Consider the following 16,556-nt stretch of genomic DNA (forward strand, 5'->3'; position numbering starts at 1 on the left):
TTTATCAACATTTAAAACTCAAAAATAAACAAATTCCATAAAAGTTATCCACAGATTCAATGACAATTTTATTCATTTTTGGTACAATCATAATTGAAATTGGTAAAAAATATATGTTTTTATAAGTTTTTTATAGATAGCTTATAAAAGTTATCCACATTTTTTCTCTTTTAACCTGTGAATAGTATAAACCCAGTATTTATAAGGTTGGAAGGGAATTTTATTTTCTCTCATTTACAAGTTGTGCACAGCTTATTCACAAGCTTTACTATTTTTTCCACAGTTTTAAAATAAGTTATACACATAATTGCAAAAGTTATACACAGTTTAGTAGAAGTTATACACAAGAGGAACAAAATGCAAGCAGCTGATATTAATGATATATGGGAACATATATTACAAGTAGCAAAACAAACGCTGCCGCCTGCGATTTATTCAAGTTTGAGTACTTCTCTCATACCAATGAGTATAGATAATAATTCGATACACATTGGAGTTATGCAGAGTTTTATAAAAAGTGTCATAGAATCTCAGCAAACGGTCAGTAAATTATTAACAGATGCCATTCAACAGGTAACTGGTAAACAATTAAATATGGTGTTACTAGATTTATTTCCTCCAAAGGAAGAGGTTCCAGCAGCACCGCAAATAACAGATACTTTCACAAGTAATACTACAGAGAATACAACTCCAAGTATGGCAGTGAATGACGTAGAAAATACTGTTGTCAAATCCTCTACCCCTACAAAACAGGACGTTCCATATCAAGAGGAATTTTACACACCCGTATACGCAGAGCCTGTATATATCGAGCGTAAAGAGGTTCACGATTTAATTCCAGATGAACCAATGTTCCCTGTAGAGCAACAAAAAACAACGCAAACGCTGCAATCTACAGATATTCCAATCGATTTATCATCATCCCAACTTAACCGTGGATATCGATTTGATAATTACATCACAGGCAATGCGAACCGCATTCCATTTGGGGCTGCTCAAAATGTATCAGAACATCCAGGCGGTGATTATAATCCACTATTTATCTATGGCCCATCTGGTCTCGGTAAAACACATTTAATGCACGCTATAGGCAATGCCATCGTTGAAAGATATCCTAATCTCAAGGTAATGTGTACAACGAGCGAAAAATTCATGAATTTATTCATCGAATCTATACGTAAACGACAAGGTGAATTATTCCGTAATACATTCCGCAATATTGATGTATTACTCATCGACGATATCCAATTTTTGGAAAATAAAGAGGGTACTAAAACAGAATTTTTCAATACCTTTAACGAACTACTAGACAATAACAAGCAAATTGTCCTCACTAGTGACACTATGCCAAATGATATGGATCAGTTCGAAGAACGATTGCGTTCTAGATTCCAAGCGGGTTATGTAGCAACCATGGAAAATCCTGATTTAGAAACACGTATTGCTATCTTAAAAGCTCTAGTAGAAAAGGAAAATAATAAAAATCGTAATCTCGTTATTGACAACGATGCCATCAACTATATAGCATTGCAATTCGATGAAAATATCCGTGTACTACAAGGTGCTTTCAATAAACTCATCGGTACCGCATCTCTTGAACAACGAACAGACAGTATCGATTTGGAATACACGAAAAAAACATTATCCGACATTATCACAACGGAACGTGTAACACTGATTGATATCGAGTCCATCCAAGACTTTATTAGTACCTATTTCAATATCAAAAAACAAGATTTATTAGGTAAAAAACGTAAGGCACAATTTGCATTTCCACGGCAAATTGCCATGTATTTGTGTCGCGATGTGATTAATGAAAGCTACCCACAAATCGCAGCTGCATTTTCAAGAGATCATACGACGATTTTGCATGCTTACGATAAGATTAGTAAAGAAATCGATAAAAACCCAGAAACAAAACAAATCATTCTTGACATCAAATCTAAGCTTTCATCATTTAATTAAAACGGGTGTGGATAAGTCTGTGGATATACTGTGTATAACTCTGTGGATATTATAAAAATTAATATTTTTTGTGAGTATGTGGATAACCTAAAACAAGGTATACACATAGTTATCCACAGTTATAGAAAGGCATTACAGCTAGAAAACTTTCACATGTACACACATTCACAGTGCCTACTACAAATACTACTAAACTAACAAACAAATCAAAAACACATCAGAAAACTGATCTATCGTTGATTATCTATAGAGCATCAATGATAATCGCACAACGAATATTACAAACAAGGGGAGTATTTACGATATGAATATCAAATTTCCAAAGGCAAATCTTCAAAAAGCCATTAACGTTCTACAAAAAGTATCTCAAAATAAAACAAGTTCAAATCTACCAGGTTCCATTTATATAACAACAAAAAACAATCAAGTAGAATTACAAGGTAACGATTTTGAATTAGGTATTAAACTTACCATCGATGCAGACATCATCGAACCAGGTACTTTAGTAGTAGCATCTCGTTATTTCCAAGAATTAATTCGCAAATTACCAGGTGACACGATTCAATTAAGCAAACCAGAAGACGGCAATTCCTTAAAAATTACATCTGGTTCCTCTGAATTCAATTTAGTTACCTTACATCCAGATGATTTTTCCTTAGTAGAACAAATTCATGACCAAGATTTTGTTACTATTGATAGTCAAGCTATGAAAGAACTTATCGATTTAACAAATTATGCAGCAGCAAGTGATGATGATCGCCCTGTATTTGCTGGTGCTTTGCTTGAAATTAAAGATGCAAACGACAAAGAAGTAACTATGGTTGCAACAGATACACATCGTATGGCTGTAAAAAAAGTAACCATTGATGAGCCAGCAACATCTCCTATGCGCGTTATTATTCCAACAAAAACATTGGCTGAAGTGTCTCGTTTATTACCAACAGATAATCCTTCTGTTATTAAAATCATTTGGAACCGCACACAAATTGTGTTTATGTTTGAATCTATCTATATTATTTCTCGCTTAATTGAAGGTACATATCCAGAATATGAAAAGGTAATTCCTGCTCAATTTGATTCTAGTGCTGTCGTAGACCGCAAAGAATTTGCAGGCGCTGTTGATCGTGTATCTTTATTGGCAAAAGATATGAGTTATAATGTCATTCGTTATGATTGGTCCGAAGAACAAGTGACTTTGTCTAGTCAAAATGCTGAAATCGGTATGGCAAAAGAAGAAATTCCAGTAGAATTTAAAGGAACACCTTTTACGATTTCCTTTAATGGTCGTTACATTTCTGATATCTTGCGCCACAGCACTGGCGATAATATCCATATGTATTTAAAACAAAATGGTCCTGTTGTAATTCGCCAAGATAATAATCCGAACTATACCTATGTGGTAACACCTGTTCGTACGAATTCCTAATTATCATATATAGTAATTAATTCTCATTTTTATAAAAGATAAATTTACGATTACTTTTCTAGTGAAAATTAACACTGTATTACATATACTATATTGCATATTTTAATGTATAAAAATTCATAATATCAAGTATATAACAATGCGTTTTAGTTATGATTGTATACTTGGTATATTCTGTAATTTGTCCACCATGGGAGGACGTTATGAAACAACAACCTGTACCAATCCATACGGAGTACATTCAAATCGATCAATTGCTTAAATTGGAAGGCGTCATTGAAACAGGGGGCCAAGTAAAAGGTCTCATCGATGATCAAGTGCTGACATTAAATGGCACCATCGTTACAGAAAAACGCAAAAAATGTCGCGTTGGTGATGTGATTGGCATAGATGGTCTCGATGTGGAATTCATCGTTACTAAAGAGGAGGCATAATCGGTGAGAATTAACTCACTGCAATTGTTCCAGTTTCGCAACTATAAGGATTTAACCATTAATTTGCAGCCTGAAATTATCGTCTTGTATGGTACTAATGGGGCCGGTAAAACGAATATTCTAGAATCTATTTACGTCGGTACTATTGGTAAAAGCCACCGTACCAACGATACATCGGATATGCTGTTATTTAATGCTGATGAAGCAGGTATTGTAGTGAATTTTGAGAAAAAGGATACGCCACAAAAGGTAAATATTAAGCTATTTCGCCAAGGTCCTAAGGATATCCGCTTAAATGATACTAAGATTTCTCAAAAAGAATTAATTGGTACTTTAAATACGGTCATATTTTGTCCAGAAGATTTACAGCTTATTAAGGGCAGTCCGTCGGGGCGTCGTAGATTTCTAGATATGGAAATATCTCAAACCAGTGCTACCTATTATCATCAGCTATTGCAATATAATCGGTTATTACAACAACGAAATACATTATTGAAAGAATATCGTGGTAAACAACAGATTCCTCTTGCTGAATGGGATGTACAACTAGCGGATATGGCGGCTTTCATCGTAAAAAAACGAATGGAAAGTCTAAAAAAAATCAATTTACTCATTGATTTAATGAATCGTAAATTGACGGATGGTTTAGAAAATCTCATGATTGGTTATGAACAACCGTATGGAGAGGAAGGTCATATCGTATATATGAAAGAGGCCTTTTACGATTTATTACAAGAGGCGTTACCTCAAGATCGTCATCGCATGACGACGAGCGTAGGTCCTCATCGCGATGATTTACGATTTTTTTCAGATGCTATCGATTTAAAAAAATTTGGATCTCAAGGACAACAACGGACCGCTGTATTGTCTCTAAAATTGAGTGAATTAGAATTTATAAAATCTGAAGTAGGGGAATATCCTGTATTGTTGTTAGATGATGTGTTAAGCGAACTCGATGAGGCTAGACGGAACAATTTATTGCAGTTCATTCATAAACGCATTCAAACCGTCATTACCACGACGGATATACATGATTTTGAAAATCTTCAAGGTGTTCAATTTATTCAATGTCAGGAGGGGCAAATCCATTATGGAAAGCCTTGATGTGTGCTTAGCTAGTGGCCTACATGAGTTAGGTTTATTGGAACAATTTAAACTGAATACCCTCGTTCATCATTGGCGTGATGTAGTAGGACCTATTTTTGCTGGTCATACGCGTATCATTGACATTAAACCTCCAAAAATTGTGCTTAGTGCAGATAATTCACAATGGATGCAAGAGGTTAAGATGAATCAAAAACGCATCCTTAAGGCTATTAATGACTATTATAAAAGTGAAATCATTACGGAAATGAGCCTTATGATGCATCGGCAAAGCTATGTGAAAGAAGCAAATAATACTGAAATTCTTAACATTGAGATGCCTGATATAGATGGTTATATCGATATGTCAAAAATCACCTTAACTGATGATGATATGAAAGCTATCGATACGATGGTTAATAGCTTATCAGAAGATACATTAAAAGAACCTTTCAGAAAGGTACTCATTAGTAGTCGTAAAAAGGAAATCTATTTATTAGAACATGGTTATCATCGATGTAATCGGTGTCATAGTATGATGAATAGATCTACAAAATATTGTGTATCCTGTGAATATGAAATACATCGTAATCATATTAATGATATAAAAACACAAATTAGACGACGTCCGTACATAAAATATAGCGAAGCTCAACAATATATTAAATGTACCTTTAAAGATTTTTCTATAGCTATGCGAGAACTCATCTATTTTTATTTAGATAAGGTCTACCATGGATCTACGAGTCGAAACCATATGTATATGGCCTCTATGCTCATCACCCATAAACGGCTTGAAGAATTAACCGACCAACACGTTATCAACTTGTGTAACAAATATAGATCAAAATTCTTGAGCGAGGAAAAAATTAAAGAGCTAAATATGCTAAAAGGAATTTTGTAATAGATGACCATTATTTCTCGCTCCACCGGCCGGGTCTGACTACGCCCTTCGGGCTTCGCAGGGCCAAAGTCGCTGCGAAATTAATGGTCATCTATTAAAATTCTATTTAGATATAAGGAAAAGAGAACATGTACTTACATATTGGCGATAATTTTAGCATCCCTATGAATTCAATTCTTACGATGATTCATGCGGAATCTGGTAAACATCATAAGACGGGAATTTCGCATTATGATGCAGAAATCATGTATGTGGTGCCTGAGAATAAGGTAAAAACGTATATTGTAACAGATGATGGTGTGTATGCTTCTGGTATATCACTTAAAACTTTAAAAAAACGGATTGATGAGTTTTATATGCTACTACGTGGTAAATGATAGGACTTTCACGATATAAGCAATATATAGTATAATAAAGAGATAAACTAGTACCGCAGATGTGTTGTGTCTAAGCATATTGCGGTTTATGTCGTTAGGAGGAGTTTGTTTAATGGCTGAAGAAAATTATGGCGCTCAGAATATACAAGTTCTTGAGGGTCTAGACGCGGTCCGTAAACGTCCAGGAATGTACATTGGTAGTACGTCTGTGCGCGGTTTGCATCACCTCGTTTATGAAGTAGTAGACAATTCAGTGGACGAAGCGCTTGCAGGTTATGCAACGCATATTGAAGTATCCATTAATAAAGATAATAGTATTACCGTTGTTGATGATGGCCGTGGTATTCCAACAGGAATGCATGAATCCGGCATGTCTGCTGTAGAATTAGTATTAACAAAATTGCATGCAGGCGGTAAATTTGGTGGCGGTGGCTACAAAGTGTCTGGTGGTCTTCATGGTGTAGGTATTTCTGTTGTAAATGCATTGAGTGAATGGACTAAGGTGCAAGTATCTCAAAATGGCATTGTTCAAGAAATTTCCTTTGCTCGTGGTCATAAGACTTCTGAATTGCATGAAATTGGCAAGGCTGAAGGTACTGGTACAACTGTTATTTTTAAACCAGATCCAGAAATTTTTGAAACGACTGTATTCAATTTTGATACATTAAAATTACGTTTACAAGAATTAGCATTCCTTAATAAAGGACTTCGTATTACGTTAAGCGATTTGCGCCAAGAGGAACCTCGTGTTGAAAGTTTCCATTATGAAGGTGGTTTGAGTTCTTTCATTTCATTCTTGAATGAAAATAAAGAAACCATTAATCCTACAGTTATCAATATCGAAAATACGAAAGATGATGTAGTTGTAGATGTTGCATTGCAATACAACGATAGTTATAGTGAAAACTTATTATCCTTCGTTAATAATATCAATACTGTAGATGGTGGTACTCATTTATCTGGTTTCCGTTCTGCCTTAACACGTACTCTTAATGATTATGGCCGTAAATCTGGTTTAATTAAGGAAAATGAAAGTAATCTTTCCGGTGAGGATGTACGTGAAGGGTTGACTGCTGTCATTTCTGTGAAAGTATTAGAACCGCAGTTCGAAGGTCAAACAAAGACTAAACTTGGTAATAGTGAAGTAAAAGGTATTACTGATGTTGTCGTATCTGAAGGTCTTAGAACATTCTTTGAAGAACATCCACAAGATGCAAAGAAAATTATTGAGAAGGCAACAATGGCAAGCCGTGCCCGTGAAGCAGCTCGTAAAGCTCGTGACTTAACTCGTCGTAAAAATGCTTTGGAAGTATCTAGCCTTCCTGGTAAATTAGCAGACTGCTCGGAAAAAGATACATCGATGACAGAAATTTATCTTGTTGAAGGTGATTCTGCGGGTGGTTCTGCAAAACAAGGTCGCGATCGTCGTTATCAAGCGATTTTGCCATTGCGTGGTAAAATTCTTAACGTAGAAAAAGCACGTCTTGATAAAATTTTGGCTAATAATGAAATTCGCTCCATGATTACTGCTTTTGGCACTGGTATTGGTGACGAATTCGATATTACAAAATCCCGTTATAACAAGATTATCATTATGACAGATGCGGACGTTGATGGTGCTCACATCCGTACATTATTATTAACGTTCTTCTACCGCTATATGAAACCATTAGTAGAAGAAGGTCATATCTACATTGCACAACCGCCTTTATATCAAATTAAAAAAGGTAAATCCCATTGGTATGTATACTCTGATGCAGAGTTGACTGCTAAACTTGATGAAGTAGGCCGTGATGGTATTACAATTCAACGTTATAAAGGGTTAGGTGAAATGAATCCTGAACAATTGTGGGAAACAACAATGAACCCTGAAAATCGTACGATTTTACAAGTTAGTTTAGAAGATTCTATCGAAGCTGATAAAATCTTCACGGTACTCATGGGTGATAAGGTTGAACCTCGACGTAAATTTATTGAAGATAACGCCAAATATGTGCGTAATCTAGATTTGTAAGAGGTGAATTATGTCAGATAATCAAGTGAGAAACGTAGAGTATACGTCTAATACTCAACAACATTTAAAACGATCTCTAAAAGCACGCCATATGAATATGATTGCATTAGGTGGTGCTATCGGTACGGGTTTATTCGTAGCCGGTGGTGAAGTTGTAAGTACAGCTGGTCCTGGTGGTGCTCTTGTAGCCTATGGCCTGATTGGTCTTATGGTATATTTCCTCATGACATCTCTTGGGGAAATGGCGACGTACTTACCGATTCCAGGTTCGTTTGGAACTTACGCAAAACGTTATGTAGATCCGGCTTTTGGCTTTGCCTTAGGTTGGAACTACTGGTTTAACTGGGCTATTACATTGGCTGCCGAAGTATTGGCAGGGGCACTCATTATGAAATATTGGTTCCCTGATGTACCAGCTATTGTTTGGTCCGCTTTGTTCTTATTGATTCTATTTTGTCTCAACTATTTGTCCACTCGTTCCTTTGGTGAAAGCGAATACGTATTTTCATCCATCAAGGTTATTACCGTATTCGTATTCCTATTCTGTGGATTTATGCTTATCTTTGGTATTGGTGGTACATCTCCGGGATTTGAAAACTGGACAACAGGTGAAGCTCCATTCGTAGGTGGTTGGGAATCTATTCTTGCTATATTCATGGTAGCTGGTTTCTCTTTCCAAGGTACTGAACTGATTGGTGTAGCAGCCGGGGAAGCAGAAAATCCTGAAAAGAATGTACCGAAAGCGATTAACTCCATTTTTTGGCGTATCCTATTATTCTATATTGGTGCCTTTGTAGTCATTGGTTTCTTAATTCCTTACACTGATCCAAATTTATTAAATACTAGTGTAGAAAATGTATCCATTTCTCCATTTACACTCGTATTTGACCGCTTTGGATTTGCCTTTGCAGCTAGCTTTATTAATGCTATTATCTTAACAGCCGTTTTGAGTGCAGGTAACTCTGGATTATATTCTTCAACACGTATGTTATATGCTCTTGCTAAAGAAGGCCAAGCGCCTAAAATCTTTACAAAGCTTAATAAACGTGGTGTTCCAGTACCAGCATTGATATTAACTACAGCTATTGGTTTGTTTGCATTCCTTACAAGCTTTATTGGTGAAGGTACAGCATATACATGGATTGTTAATATTTCCGGTCTTTGCGGTTTTATTGCATGGGTAGGTATTGCAGTATCTCATTATCGATTCCGTCGTGCTTTCATTGCACAAGGCAGAGACCTTAAAGAATTACCTTACAAAGCATGGTTGTTCCCAATTGGCCCAATCTTGGCGTTCATTCTTTGCGTCATCATCATTGCTGGTCAAAATTATTCCGCTTTCACAGGTGATACCATCGACTGGTATGGCGTATCTGTTGCGTACATTGGATTGCCAATCTTCTTCGCTGTATACCTCGGTTACAAATGGATTAATAAAACTAAATTAGTGCCATTGAAAGAAGTCAATTTAGATCGCGATTTTGATAAATAAAAACGCAATATAAGCTATATAAAAAGATCTGTTCATTATGAAAATAGTGAATAGGTCTTTTTTGGTACATGACATAATATATGATTGTATTTATGTGAAAGCCTTGCTATAATAAGTCAAAAATATTGTAGTCAATTAGAAAGGATACAATTATGATTATTACAACAACTATGCATATTGAAAATAAACCTGTACAAGAGTACAAAGGTATTGTATTTGGTGAAGTCGTAGAAGGGCGTAATTTTATTAAAGATTTTATGTCTGGCATCCGTGATTTTGTTGGTGGACGTAGCGGTAGCTATGAAGATTCATTAATGAATGCACGCCAAGCAGCACTTGATGAAATGGCAAAACGTGCTAGTAAACTAGGTGCTAATGCTGTTATTGGTGTATTATTCCAATACAGTACTGTAGGGGCAGAAAATGGTATGCTTATGGTGACATGTAATGGGACGGCTGTTGTAGTTTAATAAGGGGAAAAAGCTGAGCATGACTTCTCTGCTCCACCGGCCGTATCTGACTACGCCCTTCGGGCTCCGCAGGGCCAAAGTCGCATAGAAGTCATGCTCAGCTTTCCTTATTAAATACGACAGGATAAATGAAAAAAGTCGTTCGGAAACACTACTTATCCTATTTTGCTTAGAACTATCATAGTCTGGGAAAATGAGAAAAAGGCAGCAGATTTTATAATCTGCTGCCTTTTTGGTATGTAATAAATGGGCTCTTAAAAAATAGAACAGGCCTGTTCTATTTTAAAATAGGGATATGTATGTAAGGCAATATAAAACAGCAGGGCTGCCACCCTGCTGTTTTTTCTTTGTTGCGTGAATATTTGCAACTCACTTATTTTATCTTATACCATGTTGCGTACATAACTGGTAGTACGATGAGTGTTAGTATGGTTGCTACGAGTAGTCCTCCACTAAATGCAATGGCTAGTGGGCTCCAGAATACGGATCCCATGAGTGGTATCATACCAAGTATGGCTGCGATAGCGGTTAGCATGATTGGTCTGAACCGTAATGTAGCGGAGTTGATGATGGCTTCGCGGGCGGATTGTCCTTCGGCACGGTGTATTTCGATTTGGTCCAATAGGATGATGGAGTTACGAATGATCATGCCGGAGAGGGCAATAATGCCTAGAATAGCCATAAAGCCAAGTGGTGTACGTGTAATATTTAGAGCTAGTACAACGCCGATGAGACCCAGCGGAGCTGTTAATAATGCCATAAACATAAGGGCAATTCTTTTTAATTGGAACATGAGAATTGTCATAATTGCAAAGAGCATAATTGGCATTGGAACGAGCAATTTTTGTACAGCAGTAACACTTTTTTCGGCAGAACCATCGAGGTCAATAGTATAGCCAGTTGGTAAGTCTTGACGATATTCAGCAAGTTTATTGTAAATTTCTTTCGTCTTAGCATTACCAAGTACGCCTGGGCCTACATTAGCATGAATGCTAATAGTTGGCATCATGTTGCGGTGCCAAATAATGCCTTCCTCTTGGCTCATAGAAATCGTTGCGATTTGGCTGAGCGGTACATAGGAACCATTACCTGTTTGGATTGGTAATGATGAAAGGGCTGCTAAGTTATGGTTTTCATTGCCCCCTAATCTGAAAGTAACAGGAATGGTTTGGTTACCTTCATAGTATTCACCGGATTTAGTGCCGGATAATAAACTTTGTAAATGAAGTGATACGGCATAGCTATCGATGCCAAGTAGACGTGCTTTATCTGGATCAATATGAACTTGAGCAACTGGTTCTGTATCTGGCCAATCGAAGGCTATATTATGTAAATCTTTGTCTTCTTGCATCTTGGCTTTTACATCGTTAGCAATTGTTTTAACCTCAGATGCATTAGGTCCTGATACGCGAAGCATAACAGGGTATTTAGAAGGTGGTCCAATTTGAACAAATTGCATGTTGATGAGTGCCGATGGATACTGTTCATTTAATTGATCTTGTAATTCCTTAAACAATGCATCACGATCTTCTAATGATTTGGTAACGATGATAGTTTGCATGAAATTAGCACGTGGTAATTCCGGTTCCAAGGTTAATACAAATCGCGGCGATCCTTCACCTACATAGGTGGTGAAATGATCAATATGTTCGTTATCTTTTAACAGAGCATCTAACGATTTAGCTTGACCTTGCGTATAATCGATAGATGAGCTTTGTGGAAATTGCATGGATACAATGATTTCACTTCGCGTCGAAGATGGGAAAAATTCCTGTTTGATGAGTGGAAATGAAAGAACGGATAGGATGAAAGCTCCTAATGTTAACAGTAATACAGCCTTATGATGACCGAGTGCCCAGTGAAGGAGACTTTCAAAACGAGCATAAAAAATAGTTTTCAAACGATGCATGATATGATCGCGACGTGTCCATTCAGATTCAGGTTTTTCGGTCTTATTTTCAATAATTTTATAGCCCAGCACAGGACTGACTAGAACAGAGGCAACCCAGGATAAGATAAGGGCCATAAAGACAACGATAGATAAGGATTTTGTAAATTCTGCAACCATACCTTCTGCTAAAGCAAGAGGTAAGAATCCAGCACAGGTAATGAGCGTGCCGGACAGCATCGGAAAGGCTGTTGATTCATAGGCGAACGTAGCGGCGCGCCAGTGGTTAAAACCTTCTTCGAGCTTAACGCTCATCATTTCTACAACGATGATAGCATCATCGACGAGTAGGCCTAGTGCTAAGATGAGAGCACCTAGACTAACCTTATGTAGATAAATGCCGTTTTCATACATCAGCACAAAGGTGGTGGATACCACAACCGGAATGGTGAGGGCCACAACAATACCTGTACGAATACCGAGTGATGCAAAGCTGACAAGCAATACGATGGCGATGGCTTCGAATAGAGATTGCGAGAAATCGCCAATCGATTCCTTAACTATGTGAGGTTGATTCGACACTTGATCAAGATTTAATCCAACAGGAATCGTCGGTTTAAGTTCTTTTAGTTTTTTATCAATAGCTTTGCCAAATTCGATATTGTTGGCTCCAGCATCCATAGAAATAGCAATGCCAATAGCTGGTTTACCTTCGTAGTAGAATTGAGGACTAGATGGGTCCTTATAGGTCATTGTTATATCCGCAATATCACCAAGTCGAATCGTTTGATTGTTGATACGAACTGGCATATTTTTTACTGCATCTACGCTATCAAAAACGCCATTGATACGTAAATATACATTATTTGTATCTGTATTGACCATGCCAGCTGGTACCATGGCACTTTGCTGTTTAAGGGCGGTCAATAACTGTTGTGTGCTCACTTGATATGAGGCGAGTTTGTCTTTATTAATTGTTACATCTAAGGATTTTTCTTGTACTCCGATGAGGGTAATCTTCTTAACATTAGGAACGGATAAGAGTTGACGTTTTAAATCTTCCGCTTGTTGTCGTTTTTCTTCGTATGAGAATTCATCACCTGAAAGCGCATAAATGGTGCCATATACATCATCAAATCTGTCATTGATGGATGGACCTTGAACACCTGATGGCAAAGATTTCCATTCATCATTGATCATATTTCGTGCTTCTTCCCAAGCGGGACGAATTTTGTTAGATGGCAAATCTTCTTTCAGATTGATATAAATAACAGATTTACTACCATCTGTGAAAGATTTCGTATAATCTACACCTGGTAAATCGCGTAATTTCTCCTCTAGTTTGTCTGTTACCTGATTAGACATTTGTTCTGGTGATGCACCAGGCCAAGCAACGCCTACAACCATGGTACGCATTGTAAAGTCTGGATCTTCCATGCGTCCCATGTGGGTAAAGGAGAATATGCCAAAGGTGAGGAGTACGGCAATGAAGTAGTAAATAATGGATTTATGGCGTAAAGCCCAATCTGCTAAGTTAAATTTCTTCATTCATGCACCGCCGTTCCTTCTTGTAATTGTTGGGTTCCTGCGGTGATAACAATATCTCCTTTAGCGAGGCCATTTTTTACAATAACAGAATTATTACCAAACTCGCCTGTTTGGATAGGAACGAGATGTGCTTTATTATCTCGAATGATATAGACTGCATTATTACCTTGTTTGTCTTTTACCAAAGCTGTTAATGGTATGGATATATCCGTTGTTTCCGATTGATTAAAAATAGCGTTAATAGTCATACCAAGTTGTACTTCTTTTGGTGGATTTTGTAAGGTAATTTTTACCGTATATGTCCGTGCTACAGGGTCTGGAACTGGTGAAATTTCACGAACAACACCCTGTACTTTTACATCAGGTAATGCCCAAAAACTAATAGTGGCTGCACTACCAGGATGAACCTTACTCATTTCTTGTTCTGGTAAAGAAATGACTGCCTCAGGTTCATGACCGGCTGCCAAGGTACCTACAGCCTGACCAGCTGCTACGACCTGACCAACTTCGACATTGAGAGATGTTATAATACCGCTATCTGGAGCTATTAGCGTGGTATAACTATTTTGATTACTACTTAAATTAAGATTTGCTTGTGCTTGTTGTAATTGCGCTTTTGCAACATTCAACTGATTTTCTGCTTGATCTAATTGCAACTTGCTAATAGCCTGTTCAGCATATAATGAACGATATCTTTCAACATTGGTACTGGCTAAATCATAAGCTGATTGTGCAGCTGTAACACCGCCTTGCGCATTTTGTACATGACTTGCCGTGTCAGCACCATTGATTTGAGCTATAGTTTGACCTGCTTGTACAGTAGACCCAACAGAAACAAATTTATTAATCACGCGACCTCCAACTTGGAATGCTAAATTTGTTTCCGTTCGATTGCGAATTGTTCCAGAATAACCGGCACTCGTTGTGCCAGACTCCTCACCAATTGTGATAGTTCGTACCTTGAGACTCGTATCATGCTCATCTTGATTTGATCCACATCCGCCAATGATTAGTATACTCATTAACAATGCGGTAGTGAATCCTAATACACTACGATTCATAATCCTCTCCTTTACACACATAATAGATATAATTGTGAAAGTAATATCCATTACTAAATATACATTTTATACAATTAAATAATACTACATATTAGATAAAAATTCTATAAGTATATTAGAAAATATATATATATTAATTAACTACAAATATCTACAAATAAATACAAAGGTGTACCTTGTTCCAAATCCGACACGCTACTGCGCTTCACGGAGCCCAGTAGCGTGTTTCTCTTATAGATTGTGTTGAACCAGTTGTGTGAATTACAGCAGAAATGAAAATTTGAGCACGTAGGATCATAGGATATTAGTAATAAAAAAATAGACTTCCAAAAACGACTTTGGCCCTGTGTAGCGTGTTCCTCTTATAGATTATGTTGAACTAAGTTGTGCGAACTACAGTAAGAGTGAAAAAGGCACATGGTGCTACCAAAACGACTTCGGGTCCCGCTTTAGCGTGATAGCGTGTCGGCTTTGGTAGCACCATGTGCTTTATAATCTATTCTTCTGTTTGTTCCACAACTGGTTCAACATAACTAACCAAAATTTTGTCTATCCGTGTATTATCCATATCCATGATTTCAAAGGTGTATCCATCCCATGTGGTTTTATCGCCTTCGCGTGGAATTCTACCGAATAGGAGGTTCATGAGACCACCTAGTGTTTTGTATAGGTCATCCTCTTCTCTTGGTAGTTCTTTATCGATGTGGAAAAATTCTTTAAATTCATCTACGTCGAGTAGACCATCTACGAGCCAAGTACCATCTTCGCGTTCGACAATTCGATTTTCTTCTTCTTGCCGTTCTTCTTCACCAGATGGCATGAGACCTACGATTTCTTCCATGATATCATGCAAGGTAACAAGGCCACTAAATCCGCCGTATTCATCGAGAACGATGGTTTCGTGAACACCTTCGTTACGCAATGTATTTAGCAATTTCATAAGAGAAATGGACTCAGGTACGAGCAATGGTTCTTTCAAGCAAGAATGAATCACATGATGTAAGGATTTTTCTCCTTGTAAGCATTGAACCATAACGTCGGTTACATTGATCATACCTCGTAATTCATCGAGAGAGTCTTCACCTACAGGAATACGGTATTGATTTGCTGTTTTAAGCACTTCCATTATTTCTTCTTCTGAAGAATTTAAATCAATCCATTTTAGCTGTGTTCGCGGTGTCATAACATCGCCTGCATTCATATCTGCTAGATGGAAAATATTTTCTACGAGAATAGGTTCTTCTTCTTCATAGGCACCCATGGCTACGCCTTCGGTAAGCATTTTGTTGATTTCTGATTCTGTTACAGGCGCTTCTTCTTTTACAGTAACGCCTAATAATTTTAATAGAGAATCTGTAGATACACCGAGGAATAGTACAATTGGTTTTAATGCTTGTGAAAGCCAATAAATTGGCTTAGATACGATAACAGCAATTGCTTCAGGACTATTGATAGCTAAACGTTTTGGTACTAATTCACCGATAACAAGAGACAAATAGGTGATGATGGCAACAATTAAGAAAGAACTGATAGAAGCCGCATAAGGAGCTATACTAGGAATTGCTTTCACCAATATATCTTCTAATGGAGCAGAAAAGGTAGCACCTGAATATAAACCAGTTAAAATTCCTACAAGGGTAATGCCAATTTGAATCGTAGAGAACATATCATTTGGATTCTCTGCTAATTCAAAGGCTTTTTTAGCGCGTTCATTACCAGATTCGGCCATCTCTTCAAGGCGACTTTTCTTTGCATTAACGATAGCAAGTTCGGTCATCGAAAAAATTCCATTTGCGATGATTAAAATGACGATAATAATAAAATCTAAGGTCAGATCACTGTCCATGTAAGTAAATACTCCTTTTTATGAGATATAATTTTGTATATAAGAAAA

The 16,556-nt window shown here is 37.1% G+C and carries 12 protein-coding genes; 9 read left to right on the forward strand and 3 right to left on the reverse strand.

Features of this window, described 5'->3' with window-relative positions; translation table 11 throughout:
• Positions 1-357: 357 nt before the first annotated feature.
• The 9 genes from dnaA (at position 358) to Q0E20_RS02865 (ending at position 10,165) form a co-directional block, all read left to right on the forward strand.
• Entirely contained in the window at positions 358-1,965 is a 1,608-nt protein-coding gene (gene dnaA, locus Q0E20_RS02825) for a chromosomal replication initiator protein DnaA (RefSeq protein WP_295995985.1), read from the forward strand.
• A gap of 304 nt (positions 1,966-2,269) precedes the next feature.
• Positions 2,270-3,391, forward strand: coding sequence for a DNA polymerase III subunit beta (gene dnaN / locus Q0E20_RS02830; protein ID WP_295995988.1), 1,122 nt, complete (start codon positions 2,270-2,272; stop codon positions 3,389-3,391).
• 203 nt (positions 3,392-3,594) lie between these two features.
• Positions 3,595-3,825, forward strand: a complete 231-nt coding sequence (locus Q0E20_RS02835) for an RNA-binding S4 domain-containing protein (RefSeq protein ID WP_295995990.1) — start codon at positions 3,595-3,597, stop codon at positions 3,823-3,825.
• Positions 3,826-3,828: 3 nt separating this feature from the next.
• A complete protein-coding gene (gene recF, locus Q0E20_RS02840; RefSeq protein WP_295995993.1) occupies positions 3,829-4,929 on the forward strand; it encodes a DNA replication/repair protein RecF in 1,101 nt (366 codons plus the stop codon).
• The gene (locus Q0E20_RS02845; protein ID WP_295995996.1) at positions 4,916-5,812 is read left to right on the forward strand and encodes a DUF721 domain-containing protein; all 897 of its coding nucleotides are present in this window, start codon (positions 4,916-4,918) and stop codon (positions 5,810-5,812) included. The genes recF and Q0E20_RS02845 overlap by 14 nt, the downstream gene beginning before the upstream one ends.
• A gap of 128 nt (positions 5,813-5,940) precedes the next feature.
• Entirely contained in the window at positions 5,941-6,189 is a 249-nt protein-coding gene (remB, locus tag Q0E20_RS02850; protein WP_295995999.1) for an extracellular matrix regulator RemB, read from the forward strand.
• Between the two features lie 112 nt (positions 6,190-6,301).
• The gene (gene gyrB, locus Q0E20_RS02855; protein ID WP_295996002.1) at positions 6,302-8,203 is read left to right on the forward strand and encodes a DNA topoisomerase (ATP-hydrolyzing) subunit B; all 1,902 of its coding nucleotides are present in this window, start codon (positions 6,302-6,304) and stop codon (positions 8,201-8,203) included.
• Positions 8,204-8,213: 10 nt separating this feature from the next.
• On the forward strand, positions 8,214-9,695 hold the full coding sequence (locus Q0E20_RS02860) for an amino acid permease (RefSeq protein WP_295996005.1): 1,482 nt from the start codon (positions 8,214-8,216) through the stop codon (positions 9,693-9,695).
• A gap of 152 nt (positions 9,696-9,847) precedes the next feature.
• A complete protein-coding gene (locus tag Q0E20_RS02865; RefSeq protein ID WP_295996007.1) occupies positions 9,848-10,165 on the forward strand; it encodes a YbjQ family protein in 318 nt (105 codons plus the stop codon).
• Positions 10,166-10,538: 373 nt separating this feature from the next.
• Here the strand turns inward: Q0E20_RS02865 and Q0E20_RS02870 are convergent, their stop codons facing one another.
• The 3 genes from Q0E20_RS02870 to Q0E20_RS02880 form a co-directional block, all read right to left on the reverse strand.
• Positions 10,539-13,601: an efflux RND transporter permease subunit gene (locus tag Q0E20_RS02870; protein WP_295996010.1), complete on the reverse strand. Its 3,063-nt coding sequence runs from the start codon at positions 13,599-13,601 to the stop codon at positions 10,539-10,541.
• Complete coding sequence (locus Q0E20_RS02875) at positions 13,598-14,662, reverse strand: efflux RND transporter periplasmic adaptor subunit (protein ID WP_295996013.1); 1,065 nt, start codon at positions 14,660-14,662, stop codon at positions 13,598-13,600. The genes Q0E20_RS02870 and Q0E20_RS02875 overlap by 4 nt, the downstream gene beginning before the upstream one ends.
• A gap of 496 nt (positions 14,663-15,158) precedes the next feature.
• Entirely contained in the window at positions 15,159-16,508 is a 1,350-nt protein-coding gene (locus tag Q0E20_RS02880) for a hemolysin family protein (RefSeq protein WP_295996018.1), read from the reverse strand.
• Positions 16,509-16,556 lie beyond the last annotated feature (48 nt).

Source organism: uncultured Veillonella sp. (genome assembly GCF_934230905.1).
GTDB lineage: Bacteria > Bacillota > Negativicutes > Veillonellales > Veillonellaceae > Veillonella.

Excerpts from the sequence above, each read along its gene's own strand:
- dnaA (WP_295995985.1), top strand. The coding sequence starts at position 358 with ATGCAAGCAGCTGATATTAATGATATATGGGAACATATATTACAAGTA.
- Q0E20_RS02845 (WP_295995996.1), top strand. The coding sequence starts at position 4,916 with ATGGAAAGCCTTGATGTGTGCTTAGCTAGTGGCCTACATGAGTTAGGT.
- Q0E20_RS02880 (WP_295996018.1), bottom strand. The coding sequence starts at position 16,508 with ATGGACAGTGATCTGACCTTAGATTTTATTATTATCGTCATTTTAATC.
- gyrB (WP_295996002.1), top strand. The coding sequence starts at position 6,302 with ATGGCTGAAGAAAATTATGGCGCTCAGAATATACAAGTTCTTGAGGGT.
- Q0E20_RS02835 (WP_295995990.1), top strand. The coding sequence starts at position 3,595 with ATGAAACAACAACCTGTACCAATCCATACGGAGTACATTCAAATCGAT.
- remB (WP_295995999.1), top strand. The coding sequence starts at position 5,941 with ATGTACTTACATATTGGCGATAATTTTAGCATCCCTATGAATTCAATT.
- Q0E20_RS02865 (WP_295996007.1), top strand. The coding sequence starts at position 9,848 with ATGATTATTACAACAACTATGCATATTGAAAATAAACCTGTACAAGAG.
- Q0E20_RS02860 (WP_295996005.1), top strand. The coding sequence starts at position 8,214 with ATGTCAGATAATCAAGTGAGAAACGTAGAGTATACGTCTAATACTCAA.
- dnaN (WP_295995988.1), top strand. The coding sequence starts at position 2,270 with ATGAATATCAAATTTCCAAAGGCAAATCTTCAAAAAGCCATTAACGTT.
- Q0E20_RS02870 (WP_295996010.1), bottom strand. The coding sequence starts at position 13,601 with ATGAAGAAATTTAACTTAGCAGATTGGGCTTTACGCCATAAATCCATT.
- Q0E20_RS02875 (WP_295996013.1), bottom strand. The coding sequence starts at position 14,662 with ATGAATCGTAGTGTATTAGGATTCACTACCGCATTGTTAATGAGTATA.